General features: G+C 58.0%; 28 protein-coding genes and 1 pseudogene. 13 read left to right on the top strand and 16 right to left on the bottom strand.

Annotated elements, in window-relative coordinates; translation table 11 throughout:
* Nucleotides 1–8: 8 nt before the first annotated feature.
* The 9 genes from rpsS to rpsL are packed head-to-tail and all read right to left on the bottom strand — an operon-like array spanning nt 9 to nt 6,190.
* The gene (gene rpsS, locus ABIT76_05300; protein ID MEO7932556.1) at nt 9–287 is read right to left on the bottom strand and encodes a 30S ribosomal protein S19; all 279 of its coding nucleotides are present in this window, start codon (nt 285–287) and stop codon (nt 9–11) included.
* Nucleotides 288–290: 3 nt separating this feature from the next.
* Complete coding sequence (gene rplB, locus ABIT76_05295; protein MEO7932555.1) at nt 291–1,139, bottom strand: 50S ribosomal protein L2; 849 nt, start codon at nt 1,137–1,139, stop codon at nt 291–293.
* Between the two features lie 26 nt (nt 1,140–1,165).
* Nucleotides 1,166–1,450, bottom strand: a complete 285-nt coding sequence (rplW, locus tag ABIT76_05290; protein ID MEO7932554.1) for a 50S ribosomal protein L23 — start codon at nt 1,448–1,450, stop codon at nt 1,166–1,168.
* A gap of 1 nt (nt 1,451) precedes the next feature.
* The gene (gene rplD, locus ABIT76_05285; GenBank protein ID MEO7932553.1) at nt 1,452–2,060 is read right to left on the bottom strand and encodes a 50S ribosomal protein L4; all 609 of its coding nucleotides are present in this window, start codon (nt 2,058–2,060) and stop codon (nt 1,452–1,454) included.
* 2 nt (nt 2,061–2,062) lie between these two features.
* Entirely contained in the window at nt 2,063–2,716 is a 654-nt protein-coding gene (rplC, locus tag ABIT76_05280; protein MEO7932552.1) for a 50S ribosomal protein L3, read from the bottom strand.
* A 22-nt stretch (nt 2,717–2,738) separates the two neighbouring features.
* On the bottom strand, nt 2,739–3,050 hold the full coding sequence (gene rpsJ, locus ABIT76_05275; protein MEO7932551.1) for a 30S ribosomal protein S10: 312 nt from the start codon (nt 3,048–3,050) through the stop codon (nt 2,739–2,741).
* A gap of 34 nt (nt 3,051–3,084) precedes the next feature.
* Nucleotides 3,085–5,253 (bottom strand): elongation factor G, encoded by a 2,169-nt coding sequence (gene fusA / locus ABIT76_05270; GenBank protein ID MEO7932550.1) that lies wholly within the window; start codon nt 5,251–5,253, stop codon nt 3,085–3,087.
* A gap of 6 nt (nt 5,254–5,259) precedes the next feature.
* Nucleotides 5,260–5,733 (bottom strand): 30S ribosomal protein S7, encoded by a 474-nt coding sequence (gene rpsG / locus ABIT76_05265; protein ID MEO7932549.1) that lies wholly within the window; start codon nt 5,731–5,733, stop codon nt 5,260–5,262.
* A 37-nt stretch (nt 5,734–5,770) separates the two neighbouring features.
* The gene (gene rpsL, locus ABIT76_05260; protein ID MEO7932548.1) at nt 5,771–6,190 is read right to left on the bottom strand and encodes a 30S ribosomal protein S12; all 420 of its coding nucleotides are present in this window, start codon (nt 6,188–6,190) and stop codon (nt 5,771–5,773) included.
* A 282-nt stretch (nt 6,191–6,472) separates the two neighbouring features.
* Here rpsL and ABIT76_05255 point away from each other — a divergent pair, with 282 nt between their 5' ends.
* Genes ABIT76_05255 through ABIT76_05245 form a run of 3 tightly spaced genes read left to right on the top strand, consistent with a single transcriptional unit; the run spans nt 6,473 to nt 8,803 of the window.
* Nucleotides 6,473–6,709 carry a twin-arginine translocase TatA/TatE family subunit gene (locus ABIT76_05255; protein MEO7932547.1) on the top strand — a complete coding sequence of 79 codons (237 nt, stop codon included), beginning with the start codon at nt 6,473–6,475 and terminating at the stop codon, nt 6,707–6,709.
* 51 nt (nt 6,710–6,760) lie between these two features.
* On the top strand, nt 6,761–7,645 hold the full coding sequence (locus ABIT76_05250) for an endonuclease/exonuclease/phosphatase family protein (protein ID MEO7932546.1): 885 nt from the start codon (nt 6,761–6,763) through the stop codon (nt 7,643–7,645).
* Between the two features lie 48 nt (nt 7,646–7,693).
* Nucleotides 7,694–8,803 carry an aminopeptidase gene (locus ABIT76_05245; GenBank protein MEO7932545.1) on the top strand — a complete coding sequence of 370 codons (1,110 nt, stop codon included), beginning with the start codon at nt 7,694–7,696 and terminating at the stop codon, nt 8,801–8,803.
* Between the two features lie 7 nt (nt 8,804–8,810).
* On the opposite strand, the gene ABIT76_05240 is transcribed toward ABIT76_05245, so the two are convergent.
* From ABIT76_05240 to ABIT76_05230, 3 genes are read right to left on the bottom strand one after another with little or no spacing between them, the layout of a single operon-like run.
* Nucleotides 8,811–9,197 carry a PIN domain-containing protein gene (locus ABIT76_05240; GenBank protein MEO7932544.1) on the bottom strand — a complete coding sequence of 129 codons (387 nt, stop codon included), beginning with the start codon at nt 9,195–9,197 and terminating at the stop codon, nt 8,811–8,813.
* Between the two features lie 4 nt (nt 9,198–9,201).
* Complete coding sequence (locus ABIT76_05235) at nt 9,202–9,462, bottom strand: type II toxin-antitoxin system VapB family antitoxin (GenBank protein ID MEO7932543.1); 261 nt, start codon at nt 9,460–9,462, stop codon at nt 9,202–9,204.
* Nucleotides 9,463–9,505: 43 nt separating this feature from the next.
* Nucleotides 9,506–12,178: an ATP-dependent DNA ligase gene (locus ABIT76_05230; GenBank protein ID MEO7932542.1), complete on the bottom strand. Its 2,673-nt coding sequence runs from the start codon at nt 12,176–12,178 to the stop codon at nt 9,506–9,508.
* Here ABIT76_05230 and ABIT76_05225 point away from each other — a divergent pair.
* Nucleotides 12,172–12,759, top strand: coding sequence for a hypothetical protein (locus ABIT76_05225; GenBank protein MEO7932541.1), 588 nt, complete (start codon nt 12,172–12,174; stop codon nt 12,757–12,759). The two genes, ABIT76_05230 and ABIT76_05225, sit on opposite strands and share 7 nt — an antisense overlap.
* Nucleotides 12,760–12,965: 206 nt before the next feature.
* On the opposite strand, the gene ABIT76_05220 is transcribed toward ABIT76_05225, so the two are convergent.
* The gene (locus tag ABIT76_05220; protein ID MEO7932540.1) at nt 12,966–13,181 is read right to left on the bottom strand and encodes a hypothetical protein; all 216 of its coding nucleotides are present in this window, start codon (nt 13,179–13,181) and stop codon (nt 12,966–12,968) included.
* Nucleotides 13,182–13,255: 74 nt separating this feature from the next.
* Between ABIT76_05220 and ABIT76_05215 the strand changes: the two are divergent.
* Nucleotides 13,256–13,480 (top strand): annotated as a pseudogene (locus ABIT76_05215) (DUF433 domain-containing protein).
* Nucleotides 13,481–14,002: 522 nt separating this feature from the next.
* Here ABIT76_05215 and ABIT76_05210 read toward each other — a convergent pair.
* Together ABIT76_05210 and ABIT76_05205 are read right to left on the bottom strand one after the other, a co-directional pair.
* Nucleotides 14,003–14,806: an Hsp33 family molecular chaperone HslO gene (locus tag ABIT76_05210; GenBank protein ID MEO7932539.1), complete on the bottom strand. Its 804-nt coding sequence runs from the start codon at nt 14,804–14,806 to the stop codon at nt 14,003–14,005.
* A gap of 72 nt (nt 14,807–14,878) precedes the next feature.
* Entirely contained in the window at nt 14,879–15,916 is a 1,038-nt protein-coding gene (locus ABIT76_05205) for a LacI family DNA-binding transcriptional regulator (GenBank protein ID MEO7932538.1), read from the bottom strand.
* 76 nt (nt 15,917–15,992) lie between these two features.
* Between ABIT76_05205 and ABIT76_05200 the strand changes: the two genes are divergently transcribed.
* Genes ABIT76_05200 through araD form a run of 3 tightly spaced genes read left to right on the top strand, consistent with a single transcriptional unit; the run spans nt 15,993 to nt 19,867 of the window.
* Complete coding sequence (locus tag ABIT76_05200; protein MEO7932537.1) at nt 15,993–17,645, top strand: ribulokinase; 1,653 nt, start codon at nt 15,993–15,995, stop codon at nt 17,643–17,645.
* Between the two features lie 6 nt (nt 17,646–17,651).
* Nucleotides 17,652–19,157, top strand: a complete 1,506-nt coding sequence (gene araA / locus ABIT76_05195) for an L-arabinose isomerase (GenBank protein ID MEO7932536.1) — start codon at nt 17,652–17,654, stop codon at nt 19,155–19,157.
* Between the two features lie 5 nt (nt 19,158–19,162).
* Nucleotides 19,163–19,867, top strand: coding sequence for an L-ribulose-5-phosphate 4-epimerase AraD (gene araD, locus ABIT76_05190; GenBank protein MEO7932535.1), 705 nt, complete (start codon nt 19,163–19,165; stop codon nt 19,865–19,867).
* A 105-nt stretch (nt 19,868–19,972) separates the two neighbouring features.
* Here the strand turns inward: araD and ABIT76_05185 are convergent, their stop codons facing one another.
* Nucleotides 19,973–21,232, bottom strand: a complete 1,260-nt coding sequence (locus ABIT76_05185; GenBank protein ID MEO7932534.1) for an MFS transporter — start codon at nt 21,230–21,232, stop codon at nt 19,973–19,975.
* A gap of 436 nt (nt 21,233–21,668) precedes the next feature.
* On the opposite strand from ABIT76_05185, the gene ABIT76_05180 reads away from it, so the two are divergent.
* The 5 genes from ABIT76_05180 to ABIT76_05160 all read left to right on the top strand — a co-directional run bounded on the left by ABIT76_05180 (nt 21,669) and on the right by ABIT76_05160 (nt 26,139).
* Nucleotides 21,669–22,607, top strand: coding sequence for a serine hydrolase (locus ABIT76_05180; protein ID MEO7932533.1), 939 nt, complete (start codon nt 21,669–21,671; stop codon nt 22,605–22,607).
* A gap of 7 nt (nt 22,608–22,614) precedes the next feature.
* Entirely contained in the window at nt 22,615–23,691 is a 1,077-nt protein-coding gene (locus ABIT76_05175; GenBank protein MEO7932532.1) for an ATP-dependent 6-phosphofructokinase, read from the top strand.
* A 10-nt stretch (nt 23,692–23,701) separates the two neighbouring features.
* Nucleotides 23,702–24,184: an Lrp/AsnC family transcriptional regulator gene (locus tag ABIT76_05170; protein ID MEO7932531.1), complete on the top strand. Its 483-nt coding sequence runs from the start codon at nt 23,702–23,704 to the stop codon at nt 24,182–24,184.
* A 9-nt stretch (nt 24,185–24,193) separates the two neighbouring features.
* A complete protein-coding gene (locus tag ABIT76_05165; protein MEO7932530.1) occupies nt 24,194–25,384 on the top strand; it encodes an aminotransferase class I/II-fold pyridoxal phosphate-dependent enzyme in 1,191 nt (396 codons plus the stop codon).
* Nucleotides 25,385–25,491: 107 nt separating this feature from the next.
* Complete coding sequence (locus tag ABIT76_05160) at nt 25,492–26,139, top strand: hypothetical protein (protein ID MEO7932529.1); 648 nt, start codon at nt 25,492–25,494, stop codon at nt 26,137–26,139.
* Nucleotides 26,140–26,223: the final 84 nt, after the last annotated feature.

The raw sequence follows: 26,223 nt of genomic DNA, 5'->3' as shown, positions 1-26,223 counted from the left end.
ACCCTAAACTATTTGGACACCTTGGCGGTATGCGATCCGTGTTTCTTAAAGACACGAGTCGGGGAAAACTCACCAAGTTTGTGGCCCACCATGTTTTCAGTAACGAAAACGGAGGCGAAAATTTTGCCGTTGTGCACCAGGAAGGTGTGACCAACGAAGTCGGGGGTAATCATGGAACGCCGGGACCAGGTTTTAATTGGTTTTTTGACCGAGGCGTCTGCCATCTTATCAATTTTTTCAAGGAGCTTAACGTCAACGAACGGCCCTTTTTTGAGTGATCTGCCCATAAATTATTTCTTCTTGGAGGATTTGCGGCGCTCCACGATGAAGCGGTTGCTTGGCTTGTGTTTGCGACGAGTCTTGAAGCCCTTCGCCAATTGACCCCATGGAGACATCGGATGGTGACGTCCGCCACCGCCCTTGCTCTTGCCTTGTCCACCACCATTTGGGTGATCGACCGGGTTCATCACCATACCGCGAACGGTGGGACGAACTCCGAGCCAGCGGGAACGTCCGGCCTTGCCGCTGGAGACGTTCATGTGCTCAATGTTTCCGACCTGGCCGATGGTGGCGTAGCAGGTTTCAATAATCTGGCGCACTTCACCGGAAGGCATGCGAATCAGGGCGTAACCACCCTCGCGGTTGCTGAGAATAGCCGCCTGGCCAGCGCTGCGGGCGATTTGACCGCCGCGACCGGGGACGAGTTCGATGTTGTGAATGGTGGTGCCGAGCGGGATGCTCTTCAAAGGAAGTGCATTGCCAATTTCAGGCGCAGCGGCTTCACCTGCGGAAACCTTGGTGCCGACGGTGAGTCCAATCGGAGCCAAAATGTAAGCCTTGGTGCCGTCCGTGTAGGAAAGCAAAGCGATCCGAGCCGAACGATTCGGATCGTACTCAATTGAAACAACATCTGCAGAAACTCCGCGCAGGGTGCGCTTGAAGTCGATCAGGCGCAGTTTCTTTTTGTGACCACCGCCAATGTGACGGGTGGTGATGCGTCCGTTGTTATTGCGACCACCGGTTTTTTTCTTGGTGGTGAGCAGGCTTTTCTCGGGCTTGCTCGTCGTGATTTCGTCGAAAGTGGGAAGCGCCTGAAAGCGCTGGACCGGAGTGAGCGGTCGGAAAGTTTTAAGTGCCATAAGTCTTGTGCGATTGAGATTAGCGATTAAGCCAGCTCAATTTTGTCGCCCTCCTTCAGCGTGACGATTGCTTTTTTCCAGTGGTTCTTGCGACCGAAGTCGGCCCGGCGCTCACGCTTTTTCTTACCGGCATAGTTCATTGTGTTCACACTGAGAACTTTCTTGCCGAAGAGCTTTTCGATGGCGGTTTTGATCTGAATCTTGTTCGCGGAAGGGCTGACGCTGAAAACGTATTTGTTTTCCTTTTCGGCGAGCAAGGTCGCCTTTTCAGTCAGGCGGACCGTTTGGATGAAATCGTAGATCTCGTTCATATTAGGCGACTCTTTCTGCGAGTTTGGCGAGGGCGTCCTTCACGATAACAATCTTGCGGAAGGCGAGAAGTTGCTCGGTGTTGACGTCGGTCGCGGTGTTGAGCAGGGCGGAGGAAACGTTGCGGGCCGCCTTGTAAGTGTTTTCGTCGAAAGCGAGAGCAATCACGAGGGTTTTGGTCTCGGGAGTTTGTTCACCGAGGAGGGAAACAAATTGCTTGGTCTTCGGCTCGGAAACGGAAAACGAATCGACCACGAGCACATCGCCGAGGGCGATCTTGGAGCTGAGGGCTTTCAGGAAAGCGAGACGGCGAACCGACTTCGGCACATTCTTCGTGTAATCACGAGGCTTGGGGCCAAATGCGACACCGCCACCGCTCCAGACCGGGGACGATTTGTAACCGGCACGAGCGCGGCCCGTGCCTTTTTGACGCCATGGCTTGGAACCAGAACCGCTGACTTCGGCTTTGGTCTTGGTGCTTGCGGTGCCACTGCGACGAGCAGCGCGCATCGCAACGATGGCTTCATGAACTGCCTGAGTGCCACGACCGTTTTCGATCACGGCGATATTGGCAGCCTTGGCGGCTTCAATGGTAAAAACTGTTGCACTCATAATTAGATGGCCACCTCAGTTGGAGTTGGGCTTTTGATCGCGGGACGAATCATCACGTAACCGCCGTTGGCTCCGGGAACTGCCCCGGCGACGAGGATGACGTTTTCTTCTTCACGAACTTGGACAACGCGGAGATTTTGCACGGTGACACGCTCGTCACCCATGTGACCGGGCATGCCCATGTTTTTCCAGACACGACCCGGAGTCGAACGGTTGCCGATCGAGCCGTTGCGGCGGTGAGTCGTATGACCGTGGGTCATCGGCTGGCCGGCGAAGTTGTGACGTTTCATAACGCCTTGGAAACCTTTGCCCTTGGATTGACCGATGACATCGACCAACTGGCCAGGCTGAAAACGGGAAACCTTCAGGTTCACATCGCCAGAAATGGTGTCGGTTTCTTCCAGGCGGAATTCAGCGAGCCGTTTTTTTGGCTCCGAGGAAGTCTTGGCGAAGTGGCCGAGTTCCGCCTTGGGAACGCGGGATTCTTTCTGGGTGTCGAAGCCCACTTGCACGGCGGAATACCCGTCGTTCTCAAGGGTTTTCACCTGAAGAAGAGCATTTCCACCGGCCGAAATCACGGTCACTGGCGTGGCACGGCCCTTCTCGTCATAGACGCGGGTCATACCGATTTTTTTACCTAAAAGTCCGATTCTCATAAAAATGTTGGGGTCTGAAACGTCAGATCTTGATAGTGATGTCCACACCAGCCGGGAGGTTCAGTTTGCGGAGCTCATCGACGGTCTTGGCGGTCGGCTCGATGATGTCGAGCAGGCGCTTGTGGGTGCGAACTTCAAACTGCTCCATGGATTTTTTATCCACGTGGGCAGAACGGTTAACGGTGAATTTCTCGATGCGGGTGGGCAGCGGGATCGGGCCGGCCACACGAGCGCCGGTGCGCTTGGCGGTTTCCACGATTTCAATAGAGGATTGATCGAGCATCCGGTAGTCGAAACCTTTGAGTCGGATGCGTATGCGTTGGCCAGTGGTCATAAAAAGGGAGTGGAGTTAGATGCGAATGCCGCGATTATTTTTCCTTGGAGTCGATGACGGCAGCCAGGACTTGGGCGGGAACTTGCTCGAAGTGAGAAGGCTCCATCGAGTAAGAGGAACGGCCCTTGGAAAGGGAGCGGATCGCAGTGGCGTAGCCAAACATTTCCGCGAGAGGCACCGTCGCATTGATAATGCTGAGGTTGACTTTGCTTTCGATGCTGACGATTTGGCCACGGCGGCGGTTGAGATCGCCCATGATGTCGCCTTGGAACTCGTCTGGAGTGCTGTTTTCGACCTTCATGATCGGCTCCAGAAGCACCGAAGCGGCGTTCTTGAAAGCGTCTTTCATGGCGAAGATGGCCGCGAGTTTGAATGCCATTTCATTGGAATCCACGTCGTGGTAACTGCCGAAAACGATGTCGACTTCCACGTCGATGACGGGATAGCCGCCGATGATGCCGTTAAGAACAGCTTCCTCGATGCCCTTCTTGGTCGGGGCGATGTATTCCTTGGGAATGGAGCCACCAACCACTTTGTTTTCGATGACGAGACCCTTGCCGCGCTCGCCGGGGCGAACATCGACTTCGACGTGGCCGTATTGACCGCGACCACCGGATTGCTTGATCAACTTGCCAACGCCATGCGCCTTTTTGGTGATGGTTTCGCGGTAAGCGATCTGCGGTTTGCCGGAGTTGGCCTCAACCTTGAACTCACGCAACATGCGGTCGCGAATAATTTCCAAATGGAGCTCGCCCATGCCGGCGATAATGGTCTGACCCGTGTCTTCGTTGGTGAAAACCTTGAAAGTCGGATCTTCCTCAGACAAACGCTGGAGTGCGTTGCCCATTTTTTCCTGGTCAACCTTGGTCTTTGGCTCAATGGCCATCGAGATAACCGGATCTGGGAAGGTCGGCGGCTCAAGGAGAATTGGGTAATCCTCGTCGCAAAGCGTGTCACCCGTGGTGATGTTTTTGATGCCAACGATGGCCGCGATGTCGCCAGCGTAACAAGTGTCGATGTCCTCGCGCTTGTCGGCTTGGATCTGAATCAGACGGCTGATGCGCTCGCGCTTGTTGGTGCGAGGATTGTAAACGGTGTCGCCCTTGGAAAGTTTGCCGCTGTAAACACGGAAGAAAACGAGCTTGCCAACAAATGGATCGCTCCAGAGTTTGAAAGCGAGGGAGCAGAACTTGCCAAAGTCGCTCGTGGGAGCCTCCATCGGAGTGAGATCGTCCGGGTTGAGACCCTTGGTTGCCTCAATGTCCAACGGACTTGGAAGGTAATCGACCACTGCATCGACGAGGAACTGGACGCCCTTGTTTTTGAAGGCGGAACCGCCAACAACCGGAACAAATTTATTAGCGATGGTCTGGCGGCGGATCGCAGCCTTCAACATCTGAATGGTGATCGGCTGCTCTTCGAGATAAGCCATGCCGATTTCGTCGTCGAGATCGGACATTGCGGTGACGAGATCGTCATACGCGCTATCGACCATGTCTTTGAACTCAGCAGGAATTTCCTCGATCAAATATCTGGAACCCGTCGAGTCGTCATCGACGTATATGACGGCTTTCTTGTTGATGACATCGAACTGACCCTTGAGGTAGTCCTCTCTGCCGTAAGGAATCAAAACCGGCCACGCATTGGCACCGAGCTTGGTGCGCATGTCTTTGATCGCGTTATCAAAATTGGCACCGGTGCGGTCCATTTTGTTCACGAAGGCGATACGAGGGACGTTGTACTTGGTCGCCTGACGCCAGACGGTTTCAGATTGGGGTTGAACTCCAGCCACGCCGCAGAACACGGCAATCGCGCCGTCTAGAACTCGCAGGGAACGCTCGACCTCGGCCGTGAAATCCACGTGGCCAGGAGTGTCGATAATGTTGACGCGCTGCTTGATGTTCTCGAAAACCTTGTAAACGCCTTCTTCTTTTTTCTGTAACCAGGAACAGGTCGTTGCCGCCGAGGTGATCGTGATGCCACGCTCGCGCTCCTGCTCCATCCAGTCTGTCGCCGTGTTGCCTTCATGCACCTCGCCGATCTTGTGGATCATGCCGGTGTAGAAAAGAATACGCTCAGTCAAAGTCGTCTTGCCCGCATCGATGTGCGCGGCAATTCCGATGTTGCGGGTGCGTTCCAGAGGAAACGCACGATCCGGAGAGTTCGGATTGGCAGCAGGTTTGGCTTCGAGTGTGGCGGACATAAAAATTTAGAAGCGGAAGTGGGCGAAAGCGCGGTTTGCTTGAGCCATCTTATGAGTGTCGTCGCGTTTCTTGATCGCGTTGCCCTGACCAGCAGCAGCGTCTTTCAATTCATTGGAAAGCGCATCGATCATGGGAATGCCACGACGTTTCTGGGCAAAACCAACAATCCAGCGCATCGCGAGAGCGACTTGACGGGCCTGCGGGACTTCCATCGGAACCTGATAAGTGGCACCACCGACGCGGCGGGATTTGACTTCCAGACGAGGCTTCACGTTTTCGAGAGCCTTGTGAAGAGTTTCGAGAGGATCAACGATGTCGGAACCTTCGCGGCTCTTGTCGATGGCACCGTAAACGATGCGCTCGGCGGTGGATTTCTTTCCACCGATCATGATCGTGCTGATGAGAGCAGCGACTTCAGAGGAACCATAACGGCCATCTGCCTTGACTTCTTTGTGAATGGTTTTGCGGCGACGAGACATGTTGGAAAAGTTGGGAGTTTAGAATCTGGGACGCGAATTATTTCTTACCTTTGCCGCCCTTGCCTTTAACGGCTTCCACTTGGCCCGGCTTTGGACGCTTGGCACCGTATTTGGAACGGCTGCGGCGGCGGCCATCGACTCCGAGGGCGTCGAGGGTTCCACGAACGATATGATAACGAACACCGGGAAGATCCTTCACCTTGCCACCGCGAACGAGGACGATCGAGTGCTCTTGCAGATTGTGACCTTCACCGGGAATGTAAGCGATGACTTCCTGGCCATTCGTCAGACGCACCTTGGCCACTTTGCGAAGAGCGGAGTTGGGTTTCTTTGGCGTGCGAGTCATCACTTGAATACAGACTCCACGACGCTGCGGGCAATTCACGAGGGCGGGTGACTTGGATTTCACCGTAACCTTGGAACGGCCTTTTCTGACGAGCTGGTTGATCGTTGGCATCTGTTATTCTTGTATGTGTTGTGACTAAATGAGGCTGAAAATTGTTTCCTGTCTTGGAATCCAGAGACAAAAAGACCGCCTTGGCGGCTCACATTTGCTCTGCCCGCCAAGCGCGGGGGCCGAAATAATAGGTGCAAAGGGGAAGCGTGCAAGTGGATTTTGACGAAAAACCGCAATTCTTTTTACAGATCACATCAGCGGCACATCCAATCGCCTGCTTTCTCCGAACCACCTTTGCAGAAAAGCCCCTTTCCAAGTGCCAACCCCATGATAACTTCGACTATGAACTCACTCCTCGCCCTTTCCGCTCCCGGCTGGCCAGAAATCATGGTCATCATGTTCTTCGTTCTCATTTTCTTTGGAGCCAAGAAACTTCCCGAACTCGCCCGCAGCCTCGGCCAGAGCATGCACGAATTCAAAAAGGCCAAGGATGAATTTCATCGCGAACTGCACAACCCCGCCGAGCCGGTCGCCGTCCAGCCCGCCAAGGATCAGGAAACTGCGGTCAAGCCTTCCTAACCTTCCGATTCAATTTTTGAAAAGGCCCGTTAATCCAACGGGCCTTTTTTTATGATCCGAGTTCTTCTTTTTTTTCTTCTCACCTGCAGCCTGAGCGTCTTGGCGGAAGGTCCGGCGGAGGTTCGTTTTCTCGCCTACAACCTCGAAAACTACATCCGCTCCGTCCCGGAAGGCAGCCGGCCAGTCGAACCGAAGTCGGAGAAAAGCATTGCCGCGCTTATCGCCGTCATTGCCTCGGAAAAACCCGACATTATCGGCGTCTGCGAAATGGGCGCACCGGCCGAGTTTGAGGACTTTCTAACTCGGCTCAAAGCCGCCGGGCTCGATTTCCCCCACACCGAATACGTCCAGGCGGCGGACTTGGAGCGCCATGTCGCACTGGCCAGCCGGTTTCCGATTTCCGCCCGTCATTCGCAGACGAATCTCTCCTTCGATCTCATAGGCAAAAAGCAGTATTACAAACGCGGTATTCTCGACGTCACCATCGACGTCACGGCCACATGCCAGCTCCATTTCATTGGAACTCACCTGAAAAGTAAGCGCGATGTGCCGGAGGACGAGTCGCTGGTGCGACGCGGCGAGGCGCATTTGCTGCGATTGCACTGCAAGTCGATTCTGGAAAAAACGCCTGACGCGCGAATGTTAGTTTATGGCGATTTCAATGATACGATCAATGAGGCGTCGATCCGCGAAATCATGGGCCGCAAAAACTCCGACGACGCCCTCCGGCCCGTCGATCTGCGCGACGTAAACGGCGACAAATGGACGCATTACTGGAAGACAGCCGACATTTATTCCCGCATCGACTACGTCCTCACTAGCCGGGCCGCGACTCAGGATGTGATCGCTGAAAAATCACACATTCCCCGCCCGGCAAATTGGTATGAGGCCAGCGACCACCGCCCGCTCGTAGTCGTCTTGCGGGTGCGGCCCTAGAATTTGCACTTTCCCGCCGTTCGGTTCGTCTATAATTTCCCACGCAACATGCAAGATCCTCGTTACGCGCGACTTTCCGATATTCTCGTCCGGCACTCTACGAGATTGCAGCCTGGAGAAAAAGTCCTGCTCGACGCCTTCGACATTCCCGAGGAAATGCTGGTCGCCCTAGTTCGTGCGGTTCGCAGTGTGGGCGCGCTGCCGTTTGTGCAGATTCACCGGGCGTCGGTCACGCGTGAGCTGATGCGCGAGGCGAACGAGGCGCAATATGAGATTCTCTCCACTTTGGAACTCGCCCGGATGCGCAAGATGGATGCCTACATTGCGCTCCGTGGCAGCCACAACATCAATGAGCTTTCCGACGTTCCGACGGATCGAATGAAACTCGCCATGAAGCTGCTCAAGCCCGTGCTCGATCATCGTGTGCAGAAGACGAAATGGTGCGTTCTGCGCTGGCCGACCGCCTCGATGGCGCAGCAAGCGAGCATGAGCACAGAGGCGTTTGAGGATTTTTATTTCCGCGTCTGCACACTGGATTACGGAAAAATGGCGGCGAGCATGAATGCGCTCAAAGTCCTCATGGACAAGACGGATGCGGTCCACATCAAGGGTCCAAAAACCGATCTGCGTTTCAGCATTCGCGGCATCGGCGCGATCATTTGCGGCGGCACGCACAACATTCCCGACGGCGAGGTTTTTTCCTGTCCGATCCGCGATTCCGTCGAGGGCTACGTGCATTTCAACGCGCCGACGGTTTATCAAGGCGGCGGTTTTGACGACGTGCGCCTGGAGTTTTCCAAGGGAAAAATCGTCAACGCCACGGGCAACAACACGAAAAAGATCAACCAAATCCTCGATTCCGACGAGGGTGCGCGCTACATCGGGGAGTTTTCGCTGGCCTTCAATCCACACATTCTCGAGCCGATGCGCGACATTCTTTTCGACGAGAAAATCAGCGGCAGCTTCCATTTCACGCCGGGCCAGGCCTACGAGCAGGCCGACAACGGCAATCGCTCGCAAGTTCACTGGGATTTGGTGAATATCCAGCGCGAGGATTACGGCGGCGGCGAGGTTTGGTTTGACGGCAAACTCATTCGCAAGGACGGCATTTTTGTCGAGCCGACGTTGCTCCCGCTAAACCCGGAGAATCTGGTTTAAGTTAGTCCTAAGTCTCGTAGTCGCTGCGAACTGCCAGTTTCGGCACGTGCTGAAAGTGGCCGTCGAATGTTAGCACCGTGGCTCCCACATGCAGCGCGCTCGCGGCGATGACCGCATCCGGCAGCGGGATGTGAAACCCGGTGCGATCGATCTCCCAGAGCAGGTCTTCCGCCTTTTCCCAGATTGTGTTCAAAGTCGGAATGTAGAGCATGCAATCGAGATAAGCCGCCAAAGCCTTGCGCGCTTTCGCCGTGCGCATGCCTCGCAGGACTTCACAGCGAATCACGCCGCAAGTCGCCAGTTCGTCCTCCATCGCGAGCCCGGCCAATTCGCGTGCCGGGTCCAGATCGGCCCGCAGCAACCGGATGTAAACACACGAATCGACCAGGATCACAATGTTAGGATTTCTTGGCTCTTCTGATGGGAGAAGGCGTCGCAGGCTCTTCCGCCACCCGCAAAAACATCGTGTCGTCCTCGGCGACCGCGGCCCGGATCTCTGCCTTGGTGAGGCCGAGTCCTTTTTTGCCAAACTCCGCGAGCCGGATTTTCCGGTCCATCTCCCGGAGGGCGATGTTAACAGCTTCGGTCTTGCTGGCGGCGCCGGTGACTTTGATGACTCTGTCGAGAAGCTCTTCATCGATGTGCATGGTCATTTTCATGTTAGGAGTATGGCATCGTTGCCATACTCCACAAGCCTTTTCTTTATCCCACCAAGCTTTTTGCAAAGCTCAGGGTGTCGATGTCCCGCAGGGTTTTGTCGCGGCGGATGGCCTTGATCCGGGGGAAACGCATGGCGAGTCCGCTTGGGTGGCGCTTGCTCGGCTGGATCGAGTCAAAGGCGACTTCCAATATAATGTCCGGCTGCACGAGGCGCGCGTGACCCCAGTGACCGATCACATTCGACTCAAAGTGCGCCGTCAGTTCCTCGATTTCAACGTCGGTGAGGCCCGAATACGCCTTGCCGATGGTGAGCAATTCCTCCGTCCCGTCGCGGCGAACGGCGAACGTGTAATCGCTCAAAACATGGCTGCGTTTCCCGTGGCCTTGCTCGACGGCAGTGACCACGACATCGAGGGTCGCGAGCTCCTTTTTCAATTTATACCAGGCTCCGCCGCGCCGTCCCGGGAGATAAAAACTTGTCGCGTCCTTCACGATCAAGCCCTCGTTTCTGCGGGCGCGGGCGGCTATGAAGGCGGCCTCCATTTCATCGGCAGAACGCACCAGCGTCGCTTCGGCCAGCCGAAAAGGTGACGGGAGTTGCAGTGTTTTCAGGAGGGAACGACGTTCGGCAAGCGGCGTCTTCAGCAAGGAATTTCCGTCCAGATAGAGCAAGTCGAACGCGGTGAAAACGACCGGAATATCCGAGTCGATAAACAGATCGGCGTGGCTTTTGCGCCCGAGCCGTTTCTGCAAATCGAAAAACGTCAGCGCCTTGCCCTCGGCAAACGCCAGAATTTCCCCATCGAAAATCGCTGACGTCGCAAACGCCACCGCCAGCTCGGGAAACTGATTCGTGATCGGGCGCAGATCGCGCGAAAACAGCTCCGTGCGAGTGCCATCGAGATGAATCTGGGCGCGGATGCCGTCGTATTTATCCTCGACCAGCACGCCGTCGGCAGCGGCGGGACCGAAGCGTTCCCAGATCGCCTCGGCAGTCGGTTCGGGCGAGGCGAGCATCACTTTTACCGGGTGAAAAAGCTGGATGCCCGCGTCGGCAAGGCGGTTTTCTTGGGTCAAGATAACGACCTGACTCAAATCTCCGGTGAGCATATTCGCCTCGCGAACGTCGTCCGCCGCGACTCCAAATGCCTCCGCGATGCTTTCCTCGACGAGGCCTTCCTTGAGTCCGATGCGCAAGTCGCTCGTGAGGATGCGAACGAAATACGCGGCCTCGGTGGCGTCGAGTTCCATCAATATCTCGCGCAGCACGGCGGATTTCGCAGTCGGGCCGCGGGTTTGTTCCAGCCGAGCAAAGGCGTCGGCGACTTGAGTCAGGGAGAAATCACCCGTGCCCGCGCGACCGGCGAGCGCGATGAGAACGGCCTTGCCGATGTCCCCCAGCCCGCTGGTTTTCGCGCGAAATTCCCCTTCGGACACGCCCGCGGCCAGCATCACGGCGCGGCGGATCAGCGCCCAGCCGACTTGCAGGACGCGCGGATCGCTCTGGGCAAAGGCGCGTCCGGTGAGAAACACGGCAGCGAGCGGAGCTTCCCCCGGCGGCAGGCTTTGCAGCAATTCCGCGAGCAGCCGGATTTTTTCCTTTTTGCCCGTGACGGCGGCGATGCGGTCGCAGACAGCGCAGAATCGACTGAAACTCCCCTCACTTTTTTTCGATTCGAGTTCCATTGGAATCTCCGCGATGCCGCCGAGGGCGATACTGAGTTCCAATTGATTGTGACCCGTGAGCGACCACGCTTCCACTCCCCTCGCCCGCAGATCGGCGGCAAATTCCTCGGCGAAGCCGTGCAACGTCAGCACGCGTTTCGGTCGGACGAGTTCCACGTAGCGCAACAAATCCGGGTAATCGGCGTGGTCGGAAAGCGGAAACACCGCGTCGCATTGGTAGCGATGGATCGCCCCCGGCGTGAGCGCCCAGCCCGAGAGCATGGCGACGCGCCGGTTTTTGATCTTCTTCAGCATGATCGAGCGGTTCGCGCTCGGCGGGCAAATGAGGATTTTCCCCTGCACCGCACCAGCTTGATAGAGCTCCAACTCCGGGAACCGGACCGTCATTTCGCCGTAGAGCTTCGTCATTCGCCAGACCGCGCCGTGGAGCATTACCGGCACGCCGAGCGGCTGGAGCGCGGCGAGGATTTCCTGCGCCTTGCCCAGCGAATAGCCCAGCAAAATGGGCACGTAGCCCTCCTCCAGCGCCTCGATGCAAAACTTCCGGATGTCCTCCAATATCCCCTCCGCAGGCGGAAACACGTAGCGCGGCAGGCCAAATGTCGTCTCCATGATGAGGATGTCCGCCGAACGCCACTCTGCGGGCTCGGCGGATTTGCCCTGACGCAGCTTAAAGTCGCCTGTGTAAAGGAGCGACCCGGCTTCGGTCTCGTAGTGGAATTGCGCCGAGCCGTAGATGTGACCCGCCGGAAGCAGGCGCACCGTGCCCCCGCGAAACTCCACCGGCGTGTCGTACTCCAGGACGTGCTCGATGCGTTCCCCCGGCAGCCGCGCGCGCATCAGTCGGGCTGTGTTCGCGGAAAAAATCACCTCCCGATGACGCCCGATATGGTCGGCATGAGCGTGGCTGACGAACGCAAAATCCTGATCCCGCTGCGGGTCGAGCCAGAGGTCGTGCGCCGGGAGATAGACCCCGTTGTGATAACGCACATCAATCATGGGCAGCCGGTCATGGGAAAAACATGCCACGAAAATCGCGCCCCCGGCAGGTGGAAATTCCAGTTGTCACCGTCGGGGGAAATCGCTTTCATCGTCCACAAATGATACGGATCGCCCTCTTGTTTGCGCTTGTCTGGCTGGCGGGTTGCACCACCACCACCCAGCTTCGGCCCGTGTCCCTCGCCAAGGTCAACGTCCTGCCGCTCGCCCTGAGCGACGACTTCGAGTTTCGCAAGACCAGCCTCTTTCTCAACAGCGACGTGCGCCAGCGAACTAGCAACGAAATGCTCAACGCCCGCCTGCGAAAGATCAACTTCGGAGCCGTGGACAACACCGACGTGCTCGCGCGCCGGGGAAATTATTTCACCTTCTACTGGCGCGCCCACCGCCAGGCCGACCTCACCCTGCGCCTCGAGTATCGCACCGAGAAGCTCGGCAACTACGTGCAAGCCCGCGAGATCACCTACCTGCAGGCGAAAGGCGCGCACCGGACCGACTTCGCCGTCATCGGCGACGATTACTCGGACGACGGCCGCGTCACCGCCTGGCGCGCGATCCTGATCGAAAACGGCCAAATCGTCGCGCTGAATCAGTCGTTCCTCTGGAACTAGGGCGAAGGGCCAACAAACGGGTCCGTCCGCACCGGCAACTCGTCCGTCCCGCCTGCGAATTCGTTCGCGAGCCTCCGTAATTCGTCCGTCCGCCTTGCGGATTCGTCCGCGCGGGGTGCAAATTGGTCCGTCTGGGTTGCGAATTGGTCTGTCCGATGCCGTAATTCGGTCGCGCGCTCTCAAAATTGGTTCGCGGAGGTTCCTGTTTAGTTGGCGGAAGTCGCAAATTCGTCCGCCCTGCCTGCTTTTTCGTCCGCCCGTAGCCAAAATCCGTCCGTCTGATGCTGATTTTCGTCCGTTTCCATGAAATTAAGGGCAGCGGGCTCATTTTTCTCGCGAACTGCACTCAGATTTGCAGGAAACGGGTCTGACGGTTCTTCTTTTTTACAGATCCCCAGGATTCGATTCAAACTAGCTTCCATGGATAACTATTACCCTTCTAGTGAGACATGGACGCGCGCTTGCTCAATCTTCGCTGGACGCATAGGTTTCCGACATGAACTATGAGCACCTGATCACGGTTGAGCCGGGCAAGAGCAGTGGCAAGCCGTGTATTCGGGGATGCGGATCACGGTTTACGACGTGCTGAAGTATCTGGTTTCGGGCATGTCTGAGGAAGAGATTTTGGCCGATTTCTCTGAGCTAACTCGTGAGGACATCCAAGGCGTGTCGGGCTTTCGCCGCCGACCGGGAACGCAAGCTCTTTAACGCCGCCGCGTGAAGCTTCTCCTCGACCCTCGTTCCCAAACTCCGGTTTGGGAATGCCTTGGCCTTGGAAACTCCGTTTCCTCGCCTTCAAACAGAGTTTGACCGGCAAGTGCGTTGCCAAACGGAGTTTGGGAACGAAAAGAAACAACTAACAATATGCCCGGAGAAATCATCACGCAGACTTGTGGCTACACGGTGGGAAGGAATCAGATATTTGCCATCAATGCGTCTCGGCCATTTGGCAGAATCACTATTTCCTTAGGGCAATTGGTTCTGAGCTGTATCAGCCGCGAACTAGTCTTTCCCATTTCGTCAGTGACGCGGCTTACCATTCGACGCGGTTGGTTTTTTACCGGGGTCCGCATTGAGCATACTATCTCCGACTATCCCAAGTATGTCGTCATCCATGCATCCAAGACGATAGAGTCCCAGCTTATTAGCGCTGGGTTTCAAGACCTGCTAACTCAGCTGTGACCCAAACCTCGCGACTTAGCTAACTCTTGACTGCCACTTCGATTCCTATCTAGCCCGCCAGTTACCCAGCCGCATCCCCGAGTTTTTTCTCCAGCATTTCGCGGGTGATGGTATAACCCGCACCGCAGCGGGGGCACGTCACGCGGATGCTGTCGTCTTCGCCGAAGAGGCCTTCGCGGTCCACTTTCATGGCGGTGGCGAGCATGGGCAGAAGCACTTCCTCGGAGCAGCCGCAGAACCATTTGTAATGGCGCGTCTCCAGCAGGCTGAGGGTCTCGGTTTTATCAATCGCGCGGACGGCCTCGATGTCCAGGGCGGCAAACCACTCGAGGTCGCAGCCGGGTTGCGCGGTGATGAAGACGTAATCCTCGTCGTCAAGCAGGAAGTAGCGCGCGGGGCGTTGCTCGCTTTGGGTGTAGTATTCCTCGACGGCAGGGAAGACTTCGGAGCCCTCGAAGGTGACGACGCTGCGGCGCGGGAGGTCGGTGTTGCGAACGAGGTCGCTGTAGAAAAGGTTGCTCTGATTTTCCTTCACGTTTTTGGTGAAGACGTTGCCCGCAATGGTGGCGAGCCGGTTGTCGGCGGCCACGAAAACATTCAGGAGCGGGTGCTGGAAATTGATCGTCCAGGCGACGGATTCGCTCCAGGGACGGGAGGCGGAGTGGAGCAGGAGAGCGACGAGGGCGTCCTTGAGCATGCGGTCGGCAGTGGGTTCGTGGCGCAGGCCCTCGTCGTGCAGATGGAGGTAGTAATCGACGAAGAGTCCGCTGACATCGGAGCGGGCAAGCATGGCGTTGCGTTCGCGGACGAAATAGGTGCGGACCTCGGTGCCATCGGGAGGAACGGGAGTTTCGTTTTCAGACATGAGCGATTATACCGTCCGCGGCGGGGAACGTCCAATTTGGACTGGAGAATTTCCGCCGAGTGAGGACACGCCCTAACTCCGCAGCGCCGTCGCACCGTCCATCCAGGAACTGCCGACGAGCGTCGCCCTCGGGAAGACTGGCACGCCTTTTTCGCCGTTATGCAACATGCCCACGAGCATCTCCACCGCCGCCTCGCCGACGATGTCGTTGTGCTGGTTCATCCCGGCCCAATCGGGGCGGTCCGCACGCCATTCCATCTGGATCAAGCCGACTTCCATTCCTATCTGGAGGCCGCGTTTTTCCAGCCAGTGCCGCACGACGTTGTAGAGCGTGAGAATCGCGTCGGGCTTCTCCCGGTCGAACCATTTCCAGAAAATATCGGGGTCGTTCCGGGCGCGATTCACCTCGTAAAATGGCTTCAGCCGCTGCTTCTCCGGCAGGGCGAGCTGCGCGGTGTAAATGCCCGCACTGAAACGTCCGTCGATCAGCAAATCGATCTCGCGATCGAGGACGAGCGCGGGTCGTTGGTAACCCAGCTCGAGGGCTTTTTCAAAGGCCCGCATCGTCAGCATGTGATGATCCGTCGCCGCAAACGACAGCGCGGGCTGGCGCGTTCTCACTCCGGTAACGACGCAGGGAAACGCCTCCCACGTGCTGGCAAATCGTTTCGGCAACCGGTTTTCTTTCATCAAGCCGGTGATCACCAGCCCGCGAATGCCGCGCGCCTGGAGGATGCGGTTGAGTCGAGTTCCATCCAAATCAGGGTCGTGCAGCCAGAACTCGTCGAGCACATAACCGAGTTGCGCCGCCCGCCGCCGACAGCCCGCGACATAGGTCGGAATCGTGGGGTGCTGCGCAAACGCCTTCGGGTCCGAGTGGGCGTTGATCAGCCCGAGCGACGCCTGAAACCGCGGGCTGCGGCTTTGCCGAAGCTGGGTCATCAAATGCGAGACGACCGGGTTTTTGGCGTAGCCGAGTTTCTCCGCGATGGCGGCGATTTTCTCGCGCGTTTTTTCCGAAATTTGCGCGTCGTTGCGCAAGGCGAGCGAGACCGCATTCTTCGAGACTCCGGCGAGCTTCGCGATGTCGGACATGCTGGGTTTGGCCATGAGTCAGGAGAGAAAAACTTTACTGTAAAGTCAACTCTGGCTTTACCATTCGACGCCAGCCTCTAACCTGCCCCACATGAAGTTCACCCTCGGAATCGATTACGGCACCAACTCCGTCCGCGCGCTCATCGTGGACACCGCCAACGGACGCGAAATCGCCACCTGCATTGTCCATTATCCCAGCGGTCGCGAAGGTATTTTGTTGGATGCGAACGATCACCATCTCGCCCGCCAAAGCCCGGCGGACTATCTTTTTGGATTGGAAAAATCCGTCCTCGGCGCGATTGCCGACGCGCAGAAAGACCCAGATTTCGATGCCACTCGGATCGTCGGCATTGGCGTCGATACCACGGGTTCGAGTCCGATCCCGGTCGATGCGAAGAACATTCCACTCGCACTCGACTCACGATTTACCGACACCCTTGCCGCGCAATGCTGGCTTTGGAAGGATCACACCAGCCACGCCGAGGCGGCCAGCATTACGAAAATCGCCGCCGCGCATCGCCCGCAATACATCGCGAAATGCGGCAACACCTATTCGTCGGAGTGGTTTTGGTCGAAGATCTGGCATTGTCTGAACGTCGCGCCCGAGGTCTTCGAGGCGGCTCACAGTTGGGTCGAACTTTGCGACTTTATTCCCGCCGTTCTGGCCGGGGTGCAGAATCCATTGCAAGTCAAACGCGGCATCTGCGCGGCGGGCCACAAGGCGCTCTACTCCGACGACTGGAATGGCCTGCCCGACGAGGAATTTCTCGCCATGCTCGACCCGAAACTGGCCGCGTTGCGCAGCCGGCTCTACGACAAAGCCCACGACGCCAGCACCGCCGCCGGAACGCTTTGCGAGGAATGGGCGAAAAAGCTCGGCCTCCCCGCTGGAATCCCCATCGCGATGGGCGCGTTTGACGTTCACTACGGCGCGATCGGCAGCGGGGTGAGCGAGGGCACATTGGTGAAGGCGATCGGCACTTCGACGTGCGATTGCTGCGTCGTTTCCATGGAGAAAACCGTGGCCGACATCCCCGGCATCTGCGGCATCGTCCCCGGGGCGATTCTTCCCGGTTTCTACGGCATCGAGGCGGGTCAATCCGCCGTCGGCGACATCTTCAAATGGTGGGTGGAATACGTCCTCGAAAACAAAAAATCGCACGCCGAACTCATCGCCGAAGTCGCTTCGCAGCCGCCCGGTCGCTCCGGTTTGCTCGCGCTCGATTGGCACAATGGCAACCGCACGATTTTGGTGAATCCGATGCTGACCGGACTCGTCCTCGGCCAGACGCTGCACACGACGGCGGCGGAACTTTACCGGGCTTACATCGAGGCGACGGCGTTTGGCGCACGGGCGATTATCGAGCGGATTCGCGAATACGGCGTGCCCGTGGAGCGCGTCGTTTGCTGCGGCGGCATCGCGGAGAAAAATGCCTTTCTCATGCAGATCTACGCCGACATTACCGGCTGCACGTTGCAGGTCGCAGGCTCGTCGCAAGCCTGCGCGCTCGGCTCGGCCGTGGTCGCCGCGGTGCTGGCCGGGGCGCAACCCGATTTCCCCACTGCCCAGGCGAAAATGACCTCGCTCAAATCCGTCAGTTACGAGCCGATTCCCGCCAACCAGAAAATCTACGATCAGCTTTACGTTCTTTACCGCCAGATTCACGATGCCTTTGGCGGCACCAACAAACACGCCGACCTCAGCGAGGTCATGTCCACTCTCATCCAACTCCGCACCCACTAACACATTATGTCCGCTCCAGAAATTTGGTTCGTCACCGGCAGTCAGCACCTCTACGGCGAGGCCGTTCTCGCGCAAGTCGCCGAGAACTCGCAGTCTATCGTCGAGAAACTGATCCTCAGCAAAAAGCTCCCGCTCAACCTCGTTTTCAAGCCCGTCCTGAAGACGCCCGAGGAAATCCGGCAGCTCTGTCTCGACGCCAACAGCACGGCGAATTGCGCGGGTCTCGTTCTCTGGATGCACACCTTTTCGCCCTCGAAAATGTGGATCGGCGGACTCACCAAACTCGACAAGCCGTTCCTGCATTTGCATACGCAGTTCAATCGCGATCTGCCTTGGGGCACAATCGACATGGATTTCATGAACCTCAACCAGTCGGCGCACGGTGACCGCGAGGCGGGGTTCATTCACACGCGACTCCGGTTGCAGCGCAAAGTCGTCGTCGGCCATTGGTCGGACCGCGAGGTGCAGGATCGCATCGCTGCCTGGATGCGCGCCACCCGCGCCTGGCACGACTGGCAGGGCGCAAAATTTGCCCGTTTCGGCGACAACATGCGCTACGTCGCCGTCACGGAAGGCGATAAAGTCGCGGCTGAGGCCAACTTCGGTTTCTCCGTCAACGGCTACGGTATCGGCGATCTCGCGGCCAGCATCAACGCCATTCCCGGAGCGGACGTCACCGATCTTTGCGCGCAATATTCCAAGTTTTACACGCTCTCGGCGGCCTTGAAAAAGGGCGGAGCCAGACACGACTCACTGCGCGACGCGGCCAAGATCGAACTCGGACTCCGCGCCTTTTTGACCGCGGGAAATTTCAAGGGCTTTACCACCACCTTCGAGGATTTGCACGGGCTCACCCAGCTTCCCGGGCTCGCCGTGCAACGCCTCATGGCCGACGGCTACGGCTTTGGCGCCGAGGGCGACTGGAAGACCGCCGCGCTGCTCCGCGCCATGAAAGTCATGGGCGAGGATCTGCCCGGCGGCACGTCGTTCATGGAGGATTACACCTATCATCTCGATCCGAAAAACCATCTCGTCCTCGGCTCGCACATGCTCGAAGTCTGCCCGACCATCGCCGCCACCAAGCCGACTCTGGAGATTCATCCGCTCGGCATCGGTGGAAAAGAAGACCCCGTCCGCATGGTTTTCGACGCTCCGGCGGGTCCAGCGCTCAACGCCAGCCTGGTCGATCTCGGCAACCGTTTCCGGCTCATCGTCAACGAAGTCACCGCGATCAAGCCACCCAAGCCGCTCCCGAAACTGCCCGTCGCCCGCGCCGTCTGGAAATGCCTGCCCGATTTCAAAACTGCCTGCGCCGCTTGGATTTATGCTGGCGGAGCGCATCACACCGGCTACAGCTACGCCGTTACGAGCGAGCATTTGGAAGATTTCGCGAAGATCGCTGGAATCGAGTTTGTGCCGATTGACGCCGACACCACGATCCGCAGCTTCCAGCAGGACTTGCGGAACAATGAGGTTTACCACCAACTGAAGACCGCCCCGAGCCGGTTCTAACTCCCATGGACCACGCCGATCTCCGCGAGGAATGCCTCGAAGCCAATCTGCTTTTGCCCACCACGGGCCTGGTCGATCTCACCTTTGGAAACGTCAGCGTCGCCGACCGTCAGGCGGGTTTGTTTGCGATCAAACCCAGCGGGGTGGATTACAAAAAACTCACTGCGCACGACATCGTGGTCCTCGATTTTGAAGGCACCACCGTCTCGGGAACGCTGCGTCCGTCGTCCGACACGCCGACACATTTGCGGCTGATCCAGGCGTTTGACGGCATTCGCTCGGTCGTCCACACGCACTCGCGCACAGCGGTCGCCTTCGCGCAGGCGGGACGGCCCATTCCCTGTTTTGGAACAACTCACGCGGACTATTTTCACGGCCCGGTGCCGGTCACCCGCATCATGACGCCCGAGGAAGTGAGCCGCGCTTACGAGTTGGAAACGGCGAACGTCATCATCGAGCGTTTTGCCGGGCTCGATCCGCTCGCCATTCGCGCCGTGCTCGTCCAGGGCCACGGTCCTTTCGCCTGGAGCACGAGTGGGCTGCACGCGGTCGAAGTCGCCCAAGCCCTCGAAATCGTCGCCGAGATGGCGCTGAAAACACTCTCCATTTTTCCACAGGCCAACGGTTTGCCGCAGCACGTGCTCGACAAACATTACCTGCGCAAACACGGCCCGACCGCCTACTACGGCCAGAAATCAGGCGCGCACTAGAAGTTGCTTCGGGAGCGCACGCGTCTCGCGTGTTCTTTGAGGTGTCCCGCCTCAAAGTCTCTTCCGGAAAAGCGCCCTTCGCGAGGCGCGTGCGCTCCCAAACCGTCAGCCGACTTCGATAAACTCCGGCTCGTTCACCGAATCGGCGACGTGCGGGGTGTGATCGACCACTTTCACCCAGCGGATCAGCCCGACGCTGACGACGCTCATCGCGATGGCGATCCAGCCCAGCCAATTGAAATGGAGCAGGCCCCCGTCCGCCGAACGCGTCACGATCACTCCGCCGATCATCGCGGAAAATCCCGAGCACAAGTCCCGCGTGCATGAGCTGAGACTCATAAACGCCCCGCGCTGCTTCGATTCCACGGCCAGCGTCATCGTTGCCTGACCCGGCACGAAGCGTCCGCTGGCGAAGACAAAGAACAACCCCGCCAGCACCAGAATCGTCGCGACCGACTGATGATGCGCGTTGGCGATGAGGTAAATAACGCACGAGGCCACGACGATCAGCACGGTAAAAACCTCGTGGCGACCATAGTGATCCGTCATTTTTCCCACGATGGGCGACGTGACAATCGTCAGCAAACCGCCGACGAGATAGACATAAATCAGATCGTTCTCGGGCAGGCCGACATTGAAAACGAGGTGCGGCGAGAGAAATGGGATGATCGAGAAGTGGCCGAAAACCAGCGCGGCCATGAAGATCAGCGCGCGCCAGGCGTTGGCGTTGCCGAGCAGCGCAAAGAAGTTTTTCAGCGAAGCCGGGGTTCCGCCCACGAGGTGTTCGCGCACACTCGGCAGGAAAACCAGGAGCAAGACTTCGACTACCGTGGAGAGGCCCACGAGGAGCATGAACGGGGTTTCCCACCGGTAATTTTGCGCCAGGTACAAGCCAAATGGAACTCCCAGCGCGGCCGCCGCCGAAAACGAGGTCATAATGATTCCCATGGCGGTCCCGCGTCGTTGCGGCGGCACGATGTCGCCGACGATGGCCATGATCGTGGCGTTCGACACACCGCCAAAGGCCCCGCAAACCGCACGCGCCATGAGCAAACCGCCGACCGTATGCGCCGTCGCACAGGCGTAGGTGCCGAGGATGAATCCGATGTAACTCACCACCAGCACGCGCCGCCGGTCAAAGCGATCCATGAACGGCGCGGCCAGCAGTCCGATCACGCCCGCCGTGATCGTGTAAGCCGAGATCAACCCGCTAAATTGCGCCGCCGAGATCGAGAGCTGGCGCATGAGCTGCGGCCCGAGCGGCATCATGATCATGAAATCCATGATGTGGGTAAACTGCACCCCGGCCAGCAGAATGAGCAGCATCCGCTCGGAGAGAACGGTCTTGGGTTGGTAAGAATTCACAGCGGGAAAGAGGTTGTGCCGAACGAATCACCCGCCCAACTCATTCGAGAACTAACGAACAATTCGAGTGCCAGTGCAACCGCGTATTTCCAAAAACAACACCGATCGCTCGTCAGCACTGACCGCCCGGCTGCACGCTGCATTGGAATCAATCCCAAGGGTTAGGCGCAGCTAACAATGCGCTTCAGCGAAGAGAGGCTGCAGTCTGCTCTTTCCCTCATTTCCAAACTCCTGTTTGGAAATGAACTTGCCTAGGAAACTCTGTTTCCTCGCGCCGATAAACGGAGTTTGGAAGAGCGCAGTAAGGTCCCGATTCCCTCCGTGGCCAAGGCTGCGCATCGCTGCCGATGCGGGGCCTGCGTGATTGCGCCAGAATAACGCACGGGGCGCGGTTCGTTATTGCCAAGCGGGGCTTCTTCCATAGACTGTGCGGTCCATGCTTTCCCGTCTCTGTTCCATCGTTCTGGCATCCCTTTTTCTCTCGGCTCTGCCCACTGTTTCCCGCGCGGCTTCCAATCCTTATGGCGTGGAGGCTTACACGATTCTCGACAATGAAACGGGGCACGTCCTGGAGTCCTCGAATGGCTCGAAGAAGCGTCAGGTGGCCAGTCTGACGAAGATTTGCACGGCGATGGTGGTGCTGGATTGGTGCCGGGCCACGAAGCACGATGTGGCGGAACTCGTGCCGGTGCCCGAGGAGATCGCCCGCATGGAGGGGTCGAATCCGGTGGGGTTGACGCCCGGGGATTTCGTCTCGGTGCGCGATCTGCTTTATTGCGCGTTGCTGCAATCCGACAATGCCGCCGCTTACACGCTGGCCGCGCATGTGGGGCGTTCGTTAAAGGCGGAGAAGCCGAGTGATCTGGGCCCGGTGGATACGTTTGTGGCGCAGATGAATGCCCTGTCGCGTTCGCTGGGTCTGGAGCGGACGTTGTTTCTGAATCCGCACGGGCTGGAGCCGGCTCGCGGGGTGCTCCCCTACTCGACTTCGGCTGACATGGCGGTGCTGGCCCGTTACGCGATGCAGGACAAGGGATTTCGGTTCTACGTTTCGCAAAAGGAGCGCAAAATCTCGATCATGCGCGCGCTCAAGCCGGAGAGTTATCTGCTGAAGAATACCAATGAACTCCTCGGCCAGGATGGCATCGACGGGGTGAAGACGGGCAAGACGACGGCGGCGGGCGAATGCCTAATCGTGTCGGCGGTGAAAGATCCGGAGACGCGCGAGGAGGGTGGCAAGACGTATGTGACTCCGCGCCGGGTGACGGTGGTGTTGTTGGGTGCGCAGGATCGTTTTTCCGCCGGGGTGACGCTGCTCAACCGGGGCTGGGCCTTGGAGGAGCAATGGGCTGCCGGCGGTCGCAAGCTGAAATAGAATCATCATGAGCAAGAAAATCGGAGTTTTAACCAGCGGCGGGGATTGTCCCGGATTGAATGCAGTCTTGCGCGGTGTCGTCCGGGCCTCGGAGCATCTCGACTGGGAAGTGCTCGGGTTTATTGACGGATACGAGGGCATCCTGCCTCCCGTGAGAACGATGCAACTCACCCGTGCGAACACGGCGGGCATCATGCAGCTGGGCGGCACGATGATCGGCACGACGAACAAGGGAAACTTCATCGCCAAGGTCGGCGACGGGAAGAAGATGGCCGCGCCGCCCGAGGTAGTGGCGAAGGCGCGGAAGACGATTGAAGATTTGAAGCTGGACGCCGTGATCGCCATCGGCGGGGACGGTTCGCTGACGACCGCGCTGCAACTTTACGAGGAGGGTTTCCCGATGATCGGCGTGCCGAAGACGATCGACAACGACCTCGAGGCGACGGCGATGACGTTTGGATTTGATTCCGCTGTGGCCTGCGTGGCCGATGCTCTGGATCGTTTGCACACGACGGCCTCCAGCCACAAACGCGTGATGGTGCTCGAAGTAATGGGCCGCCATGCGGGTTGGATCGCGCTCTACGGCGGACTCGCCGGCGGGGCGGACATTATTTTGCTGCCAGAGATTCCGTTTGATTATGAGAAAGTGGCCGAGGTCGTCCGCCGCCGCGAGGCCGAGGGCTACAAGAGCACCATGGTCGTCGTTGCGGAAGGGGCGTGTCCACGGGACGGCTCGCTGGTCGTTGCCGAGCAACGCGCCGGGGAATATCGCTTGGGCGGCATTGGCGAGCAGGTGACTCATGAAATCGTGGCCCGCACGGGTAAGGAGACGCGCACCTGCGTGCTGGGTCACCTCCAGCGTGGCGGTGCGCCGACCTGCCTCGACCGCATCCTGGGGACGCGTTTCGGCGTTCACGCGGTGAAAATGATCGAGGAAGAGAAGTTTGGCCGGATGGTCAGCTACCAGAATTACATCGTGATGGATGTGCCGATCGCCGACGCCGTGCATCGGCTGCGCACCGTGCCACCCGATCATCAGATGGTCGAAACCGCCCGCTCCGTGGACATTGCCTTTGGCGATTAGAACGCACTTTATGGACTCCAAACTACTCTCCATCCTCTCCACCGACGCTCATGCCTCGAAAGAGGACATCGCGCGCCAACTCCAGACCACTGTGGAAGTCGTCTCAGAACGCATCGCCGCGCTCGAAGCGGACGGCATTATTCTGGGCTACCAGGCGATTCTCGACGAGGAGCGCGCCAACTCGAAGAATGTGACCGCGATGATCGAGGTCCGCATTACGCCCGAGCGCGGCGGCGGTTTCAATCGATTGGCGGGACGCATCTCGCAATTTGACCAGGTGAAAAGCTGCTATTTGATGAGCGGCGGCTACGATCTGGCCGTGGTGGTCGAGGGCACCGACTTGCGCGAGATCGCGATGTTCGTCACCGAGAAACTGGCTACCATCGAGGGCGTGCTGAGCACGGCCACAAGTTTCCGCCTCAAAACCTACAAGTCGAATGGCATTCTGGCCCACGCAGAGGTGGCCAATGGCCGACTCTCCGTTGCGCCCTAACTCGCATCTATGTCCATTTCCTCACATATCGCCGACCACGTCCGCGACATTCCGAAGTCCGGCATCCGTGACTTCTTCGAGTTAGTGCAATCCATGAAAGACGTCATCTCGCTGGGAGTCGGCGAGCCGGATTTCGTCACGCCCTGGCACATCCGCGAGGCCGCCATTTTTGCCTTGGAAAAAGGCCGCACGACTTACACATCGAATCTCGGGTTGCCCAAGCTACGCCAGGCCGTCAGCAAATGGACCTCCGAGCGGTTCGGAGTCGAATACAGCCCGATCACCGAGGTGCTCATTTCTGTGGGAGCATCCGAGGCGATCGATCTTGCTCTCCGCGCTTTGCTCAACCCCGGCGACGAGGTCATTTATCACGAGCCCTGCTACGTTTCCTACAGCCCGAGCATCGCGCTGGCTTACGGCGTGCCGGTGGCGGTTTCGACCAAGCCCGAGGATAATTTCAGCCTCACCGCTGCATCGCTCGCGGAGAAAATCACCCCGCGCTCGAAGGTGCTGATGCTCAATTTCCCGACTAATCCGACTGGCGCGACCCAGACTCGCGAGGAACTCGTGAAAATCGCCGCCCTTTGTGAGCAGCACAATCTGGTCGTCATCACGGACGAGATTTACAGCGAACTCACCTTCGACGGCGCGCAGCATCACTCCATCGTCAGCCTGCCCGGGATGCGCGAACGGACGATTTTCATTCACGGCTGCTCGAAATCCTTCGCCATGACCGGCTTCCGCATCGGCTACGCCTGCGCCCCGGCGGCCTTGATCGAAGCCATGATGAAGGTCCACCAATACGCCATCATGTGCGCCAGCATTATCGCCCAGGAAGCGGCCATCGAGGCCCTGGAAAACGGCGCGGCATCGGTGAAAATGATGCGCGACCAATACGAGTTGCGCCGCAATTTCATCGTCAGCCGCTGCCACGACCTCGGACTTCCATGTCATTCTCCGAAGGGCAGCTTCTATATTTTCCCGCGCATCGACCATCTCGGGATCAGCAGCAAGGATTTCTCGCTCGGCCTCCTGCAAACGCAGAATGTCGCCGTCGTTCCCGGCCCGGCTTTCGGCCCCAGCGGCGAGGGTTTTGTGCGCTGCTGTTTTGCGACCAATCTCGATCAAATCAAGATCGCCATGGACCGCATGGAGACATTCATCGGCACGCTCCAGACCGGGGGTCAGGTAGCCGCCTGATTAAAGTCCAAAAAAATAAGGCCGCTTGCTGCTCTGAATCGTTTGGCTTAGTGTAACCACTCGCATCCCCCAATGCGATCCCTACATTAACCCAAAAAAAGAAACCAATGAAAACAAACCTCCTTACTCTGGCAGCCGTTGCAGCTATGGGCGCTTCCGCTATCGCGGGCAGCACCTATGTTGCTCCTAGCAGCAAAAACGTAGTCGAACAACAGACAGCAGTGTCTCTCTATGGCCCTGAATGGACCATCGATCTGTTCGGCACCTACGCATTCACCGAATCCACCAACGAGCGCATCCTCGGCGATCACGCTTTTGGCGGTGGTCTCGCAGTAAACCGCTTCTTCACCAAGAACATCGGCATCGGACTCGAAGGCCAGGCTCTTCGCACCCAGCGCAACGATAACGACACTGTGGGCTCCGCAGCCTTGAATGTGTTCTATCGCATGCCAATCGGTGAGTCCGGTTGGGCTCCTTACGTTTACGTTGGTGGCGGCGCCATCTTCAACGCAGACGGCAGCAACGGTGATTTCACCTCTCACAACGACGCTGGCGACGTGATTGATGATGTCCTCGACAACAACGACAACGGCAACAACAACGATGACACTCTCATCGAAGGTCACGCTGGCGCTGGAGTCGAATATCGCATCACCCGCAACTTCGGTGTTTTCACCGACGGTCGCTGGACTGTGGTTGACGGTGGCAAAAACAACTTCCCGTCGGTTCGCACGGGCGTTCGTTTCGCATTCTAACTTCCGCTAGTTAAGTTCAATAAAAAAGCCGGGCTGCTTCCATGCAGACCCGGCTTTTTTTATTTTCACTCGGAGTTGGATAGC

The sequence above is a fragment of the Chthoniobacterales bacterium genome (assembly GCA_039930045.1).
Lineage (GTDB): Bacteria > Verrucomicrobiota > Verrucomicrobiia > Chthoniobacterales > DASVRZ01 > DASVRZ01.
Note: the sequence above shows the minus strand (reverse complement) of the source record. Positions and strands in the feature narration are given on the sequence as shown.

Excerpts from the sequence above, each read along its gene's own strand:
- rplW (MEO7932554.1), bottom strand. The coding sequence starts at position 1,450 with ATGAACGAGATCTACGATTTCATCCAAACGGTCCGCCTGACTGAAAAG.
- araA (MEO7932536.1), top strand. The coding sequence starts at position 17,652 with ATGTCCGCTCCAGAAATTTGGTTCGTCACCGGCAGTCAGCACCTCTAC.
- rpsG (MEO7932549.1), bottom strand. The coding sequence starts at position 5,733 with ATGTCTCGTCGCCGCAAAACCATTCACAAAGAAGTCAAGGCAGATGGC.
- ABIT76_05255 (MEO7932547.1), top strand. The coding sequence starts at position 6,473 with ATGAACTCACTCCTCGCCCTTTCCGCTCCCGGCTGGCCAGAAATCATG.
- ABIT76_05210 (MEO7932539.1), bottom strand. The coding sequence starts at position 14,806 with ATGTCTGAAAACGAAACTCCCGTTCCTCCCGATGGCACCGAGGTCCGC.
- rpsS (MEO7932556.1), bottom strand. The coding sequence starts at position 287 with ATGGGCAGATCACTCAAAAAAGGGCCGTTCGTTGACGTTAAGCTCCTT.
- rplD (MEO7932553.1), bottom strand. The coding sequence starts at position 2,060 with ATGAGTGCAACAGTTTTTACCATTGAAGCCGCCAAGGCTGCCAATATC.
- ABIT76_05245 (MEO7932545.1), top strand. The coding sequence starts at position 7,694 with ATGCAAGATCCTCGTTACGCGCGACTTTCCGATATTCTCGTCCGGCAC.
- rplB (MEO7932555.1), bottom strand. The coding sequence starts at position 1,139 with ATGGCACTTAAAACTTTCCGACCGCTCACTCCGGTCCAGCGCTTTCAG.
- rplC (MEO7932552.1), bottom strand. The coding sequence starts at position 2,716 with ATGAGAATCGGACTTTTAGGTAAAAAAATCGGTATGACCCGCGTCTAT.
- ABIT76_05165 (MEO7932530.1), top strand. The coding sequence starts at position 24,194 with ATGTCCATTTCCTCACATATCGCCGACCACGTCCGCGACATTCCGAAG.
- ABIT76_05170 (MEO7932531.1), top strand. The coding sequence starts at position 23,702 with ATGGACTCCAAACTACTCTCCATCCTCTCCACCGACGCTCATGCCTCG.
- ABIT76_05235 (MEO7932543.1), bottom strand. The coding sequence starts at position 9,462 with ATGAAAATGACCATGCACATCGATGAAGAGCTTCTCGACAGAGTCATC.
- ABIT76_05250 (MEO7932546.1), top strand. The coding sequence starts at position 6,761 with ATGATCCGAGTTCTTCTTTTTTTTCTTCTCACCTGCAGCCTGAGCGTC.
- ABIT76_05200 (MEO7932537.1), top strand. The coding sequence starts at position 15,993 with ATGAAGTTCACCCTCGGAATCGATTACGGCACCAACTCCGTCCGCGCG.
- araD (MEO7932535.1), top strand. The coding sequence starts at position 19,163 with ATGGACCACGCCGATCTCCGCGAGGAATGCCTCGAAGCCAATCTGCTT.
- fusA (MEO7932550.1), bottom strand. The coding sequence starts at position 5,253 with ATGTCCGCCACACTCGAAGCCAAACCTGCTGCCAATCCGAACTCTCCG.
- rpsJ (MEO7932551.1), bottom strand. The coding sequence starts at position 3,050 with ATGACCACTGGCCAACGCATACGCATCCGACTCAAAGGTTTCGACTAC.
- ABIT76_05225 (MEO7932541.1), top strand. The coding sequence starts at position 12,172 with ATGCCACGAAAATCGCGCCCCCGGCAGGTGGAAATTCCAGTTGTCACC.
- ABIT76_05160 (MEO7932529.1), top strand. The coding sequence starts at position 25,492 with ATGAAAACAAACCTCCTTACTCTGGCAGCCGTTGCAGCTATGGGCGCT.
- ABIT76_05175 (MEO7932532.1), top strand. The coding sequence starts at position 22,615 with ATGAGCAAGAAAATCGGAGTTTTAACCAGCGGCGGGGATTGTCCCGGA.
- ABIT76_05220 (MEO7932540.1), bottom strand. The coding sequence starts at position 13,181 with ATGGAAGCTAGTTTGAATCGAATCCTGGGGATCTGTAAAAAAGAAGAA.
- ABIT76_05205 (MEO7932538.1), bottom strand. The coding sequence starts at position 15,916 with ATGGCCAAACCCAGCATGTCCGACATCGCGAAGCTCGCCGGAGTCTCG.
- ABIT76_05180 (MEO7932533.1), top strand. The coding sequence starts at position 21,669 with ATGCTTTCCCGTCTCTGTTCCATCGTTCTGGCATCCCTTTTTCTCTCG.
- rpsL (MEO7932548.1), bottom strand. The coding sequence starts at position 6,190 with ATGCCAACGATCAACCAGCTCGTCAGAAAAGGCCGTTCCAAGGTTACG.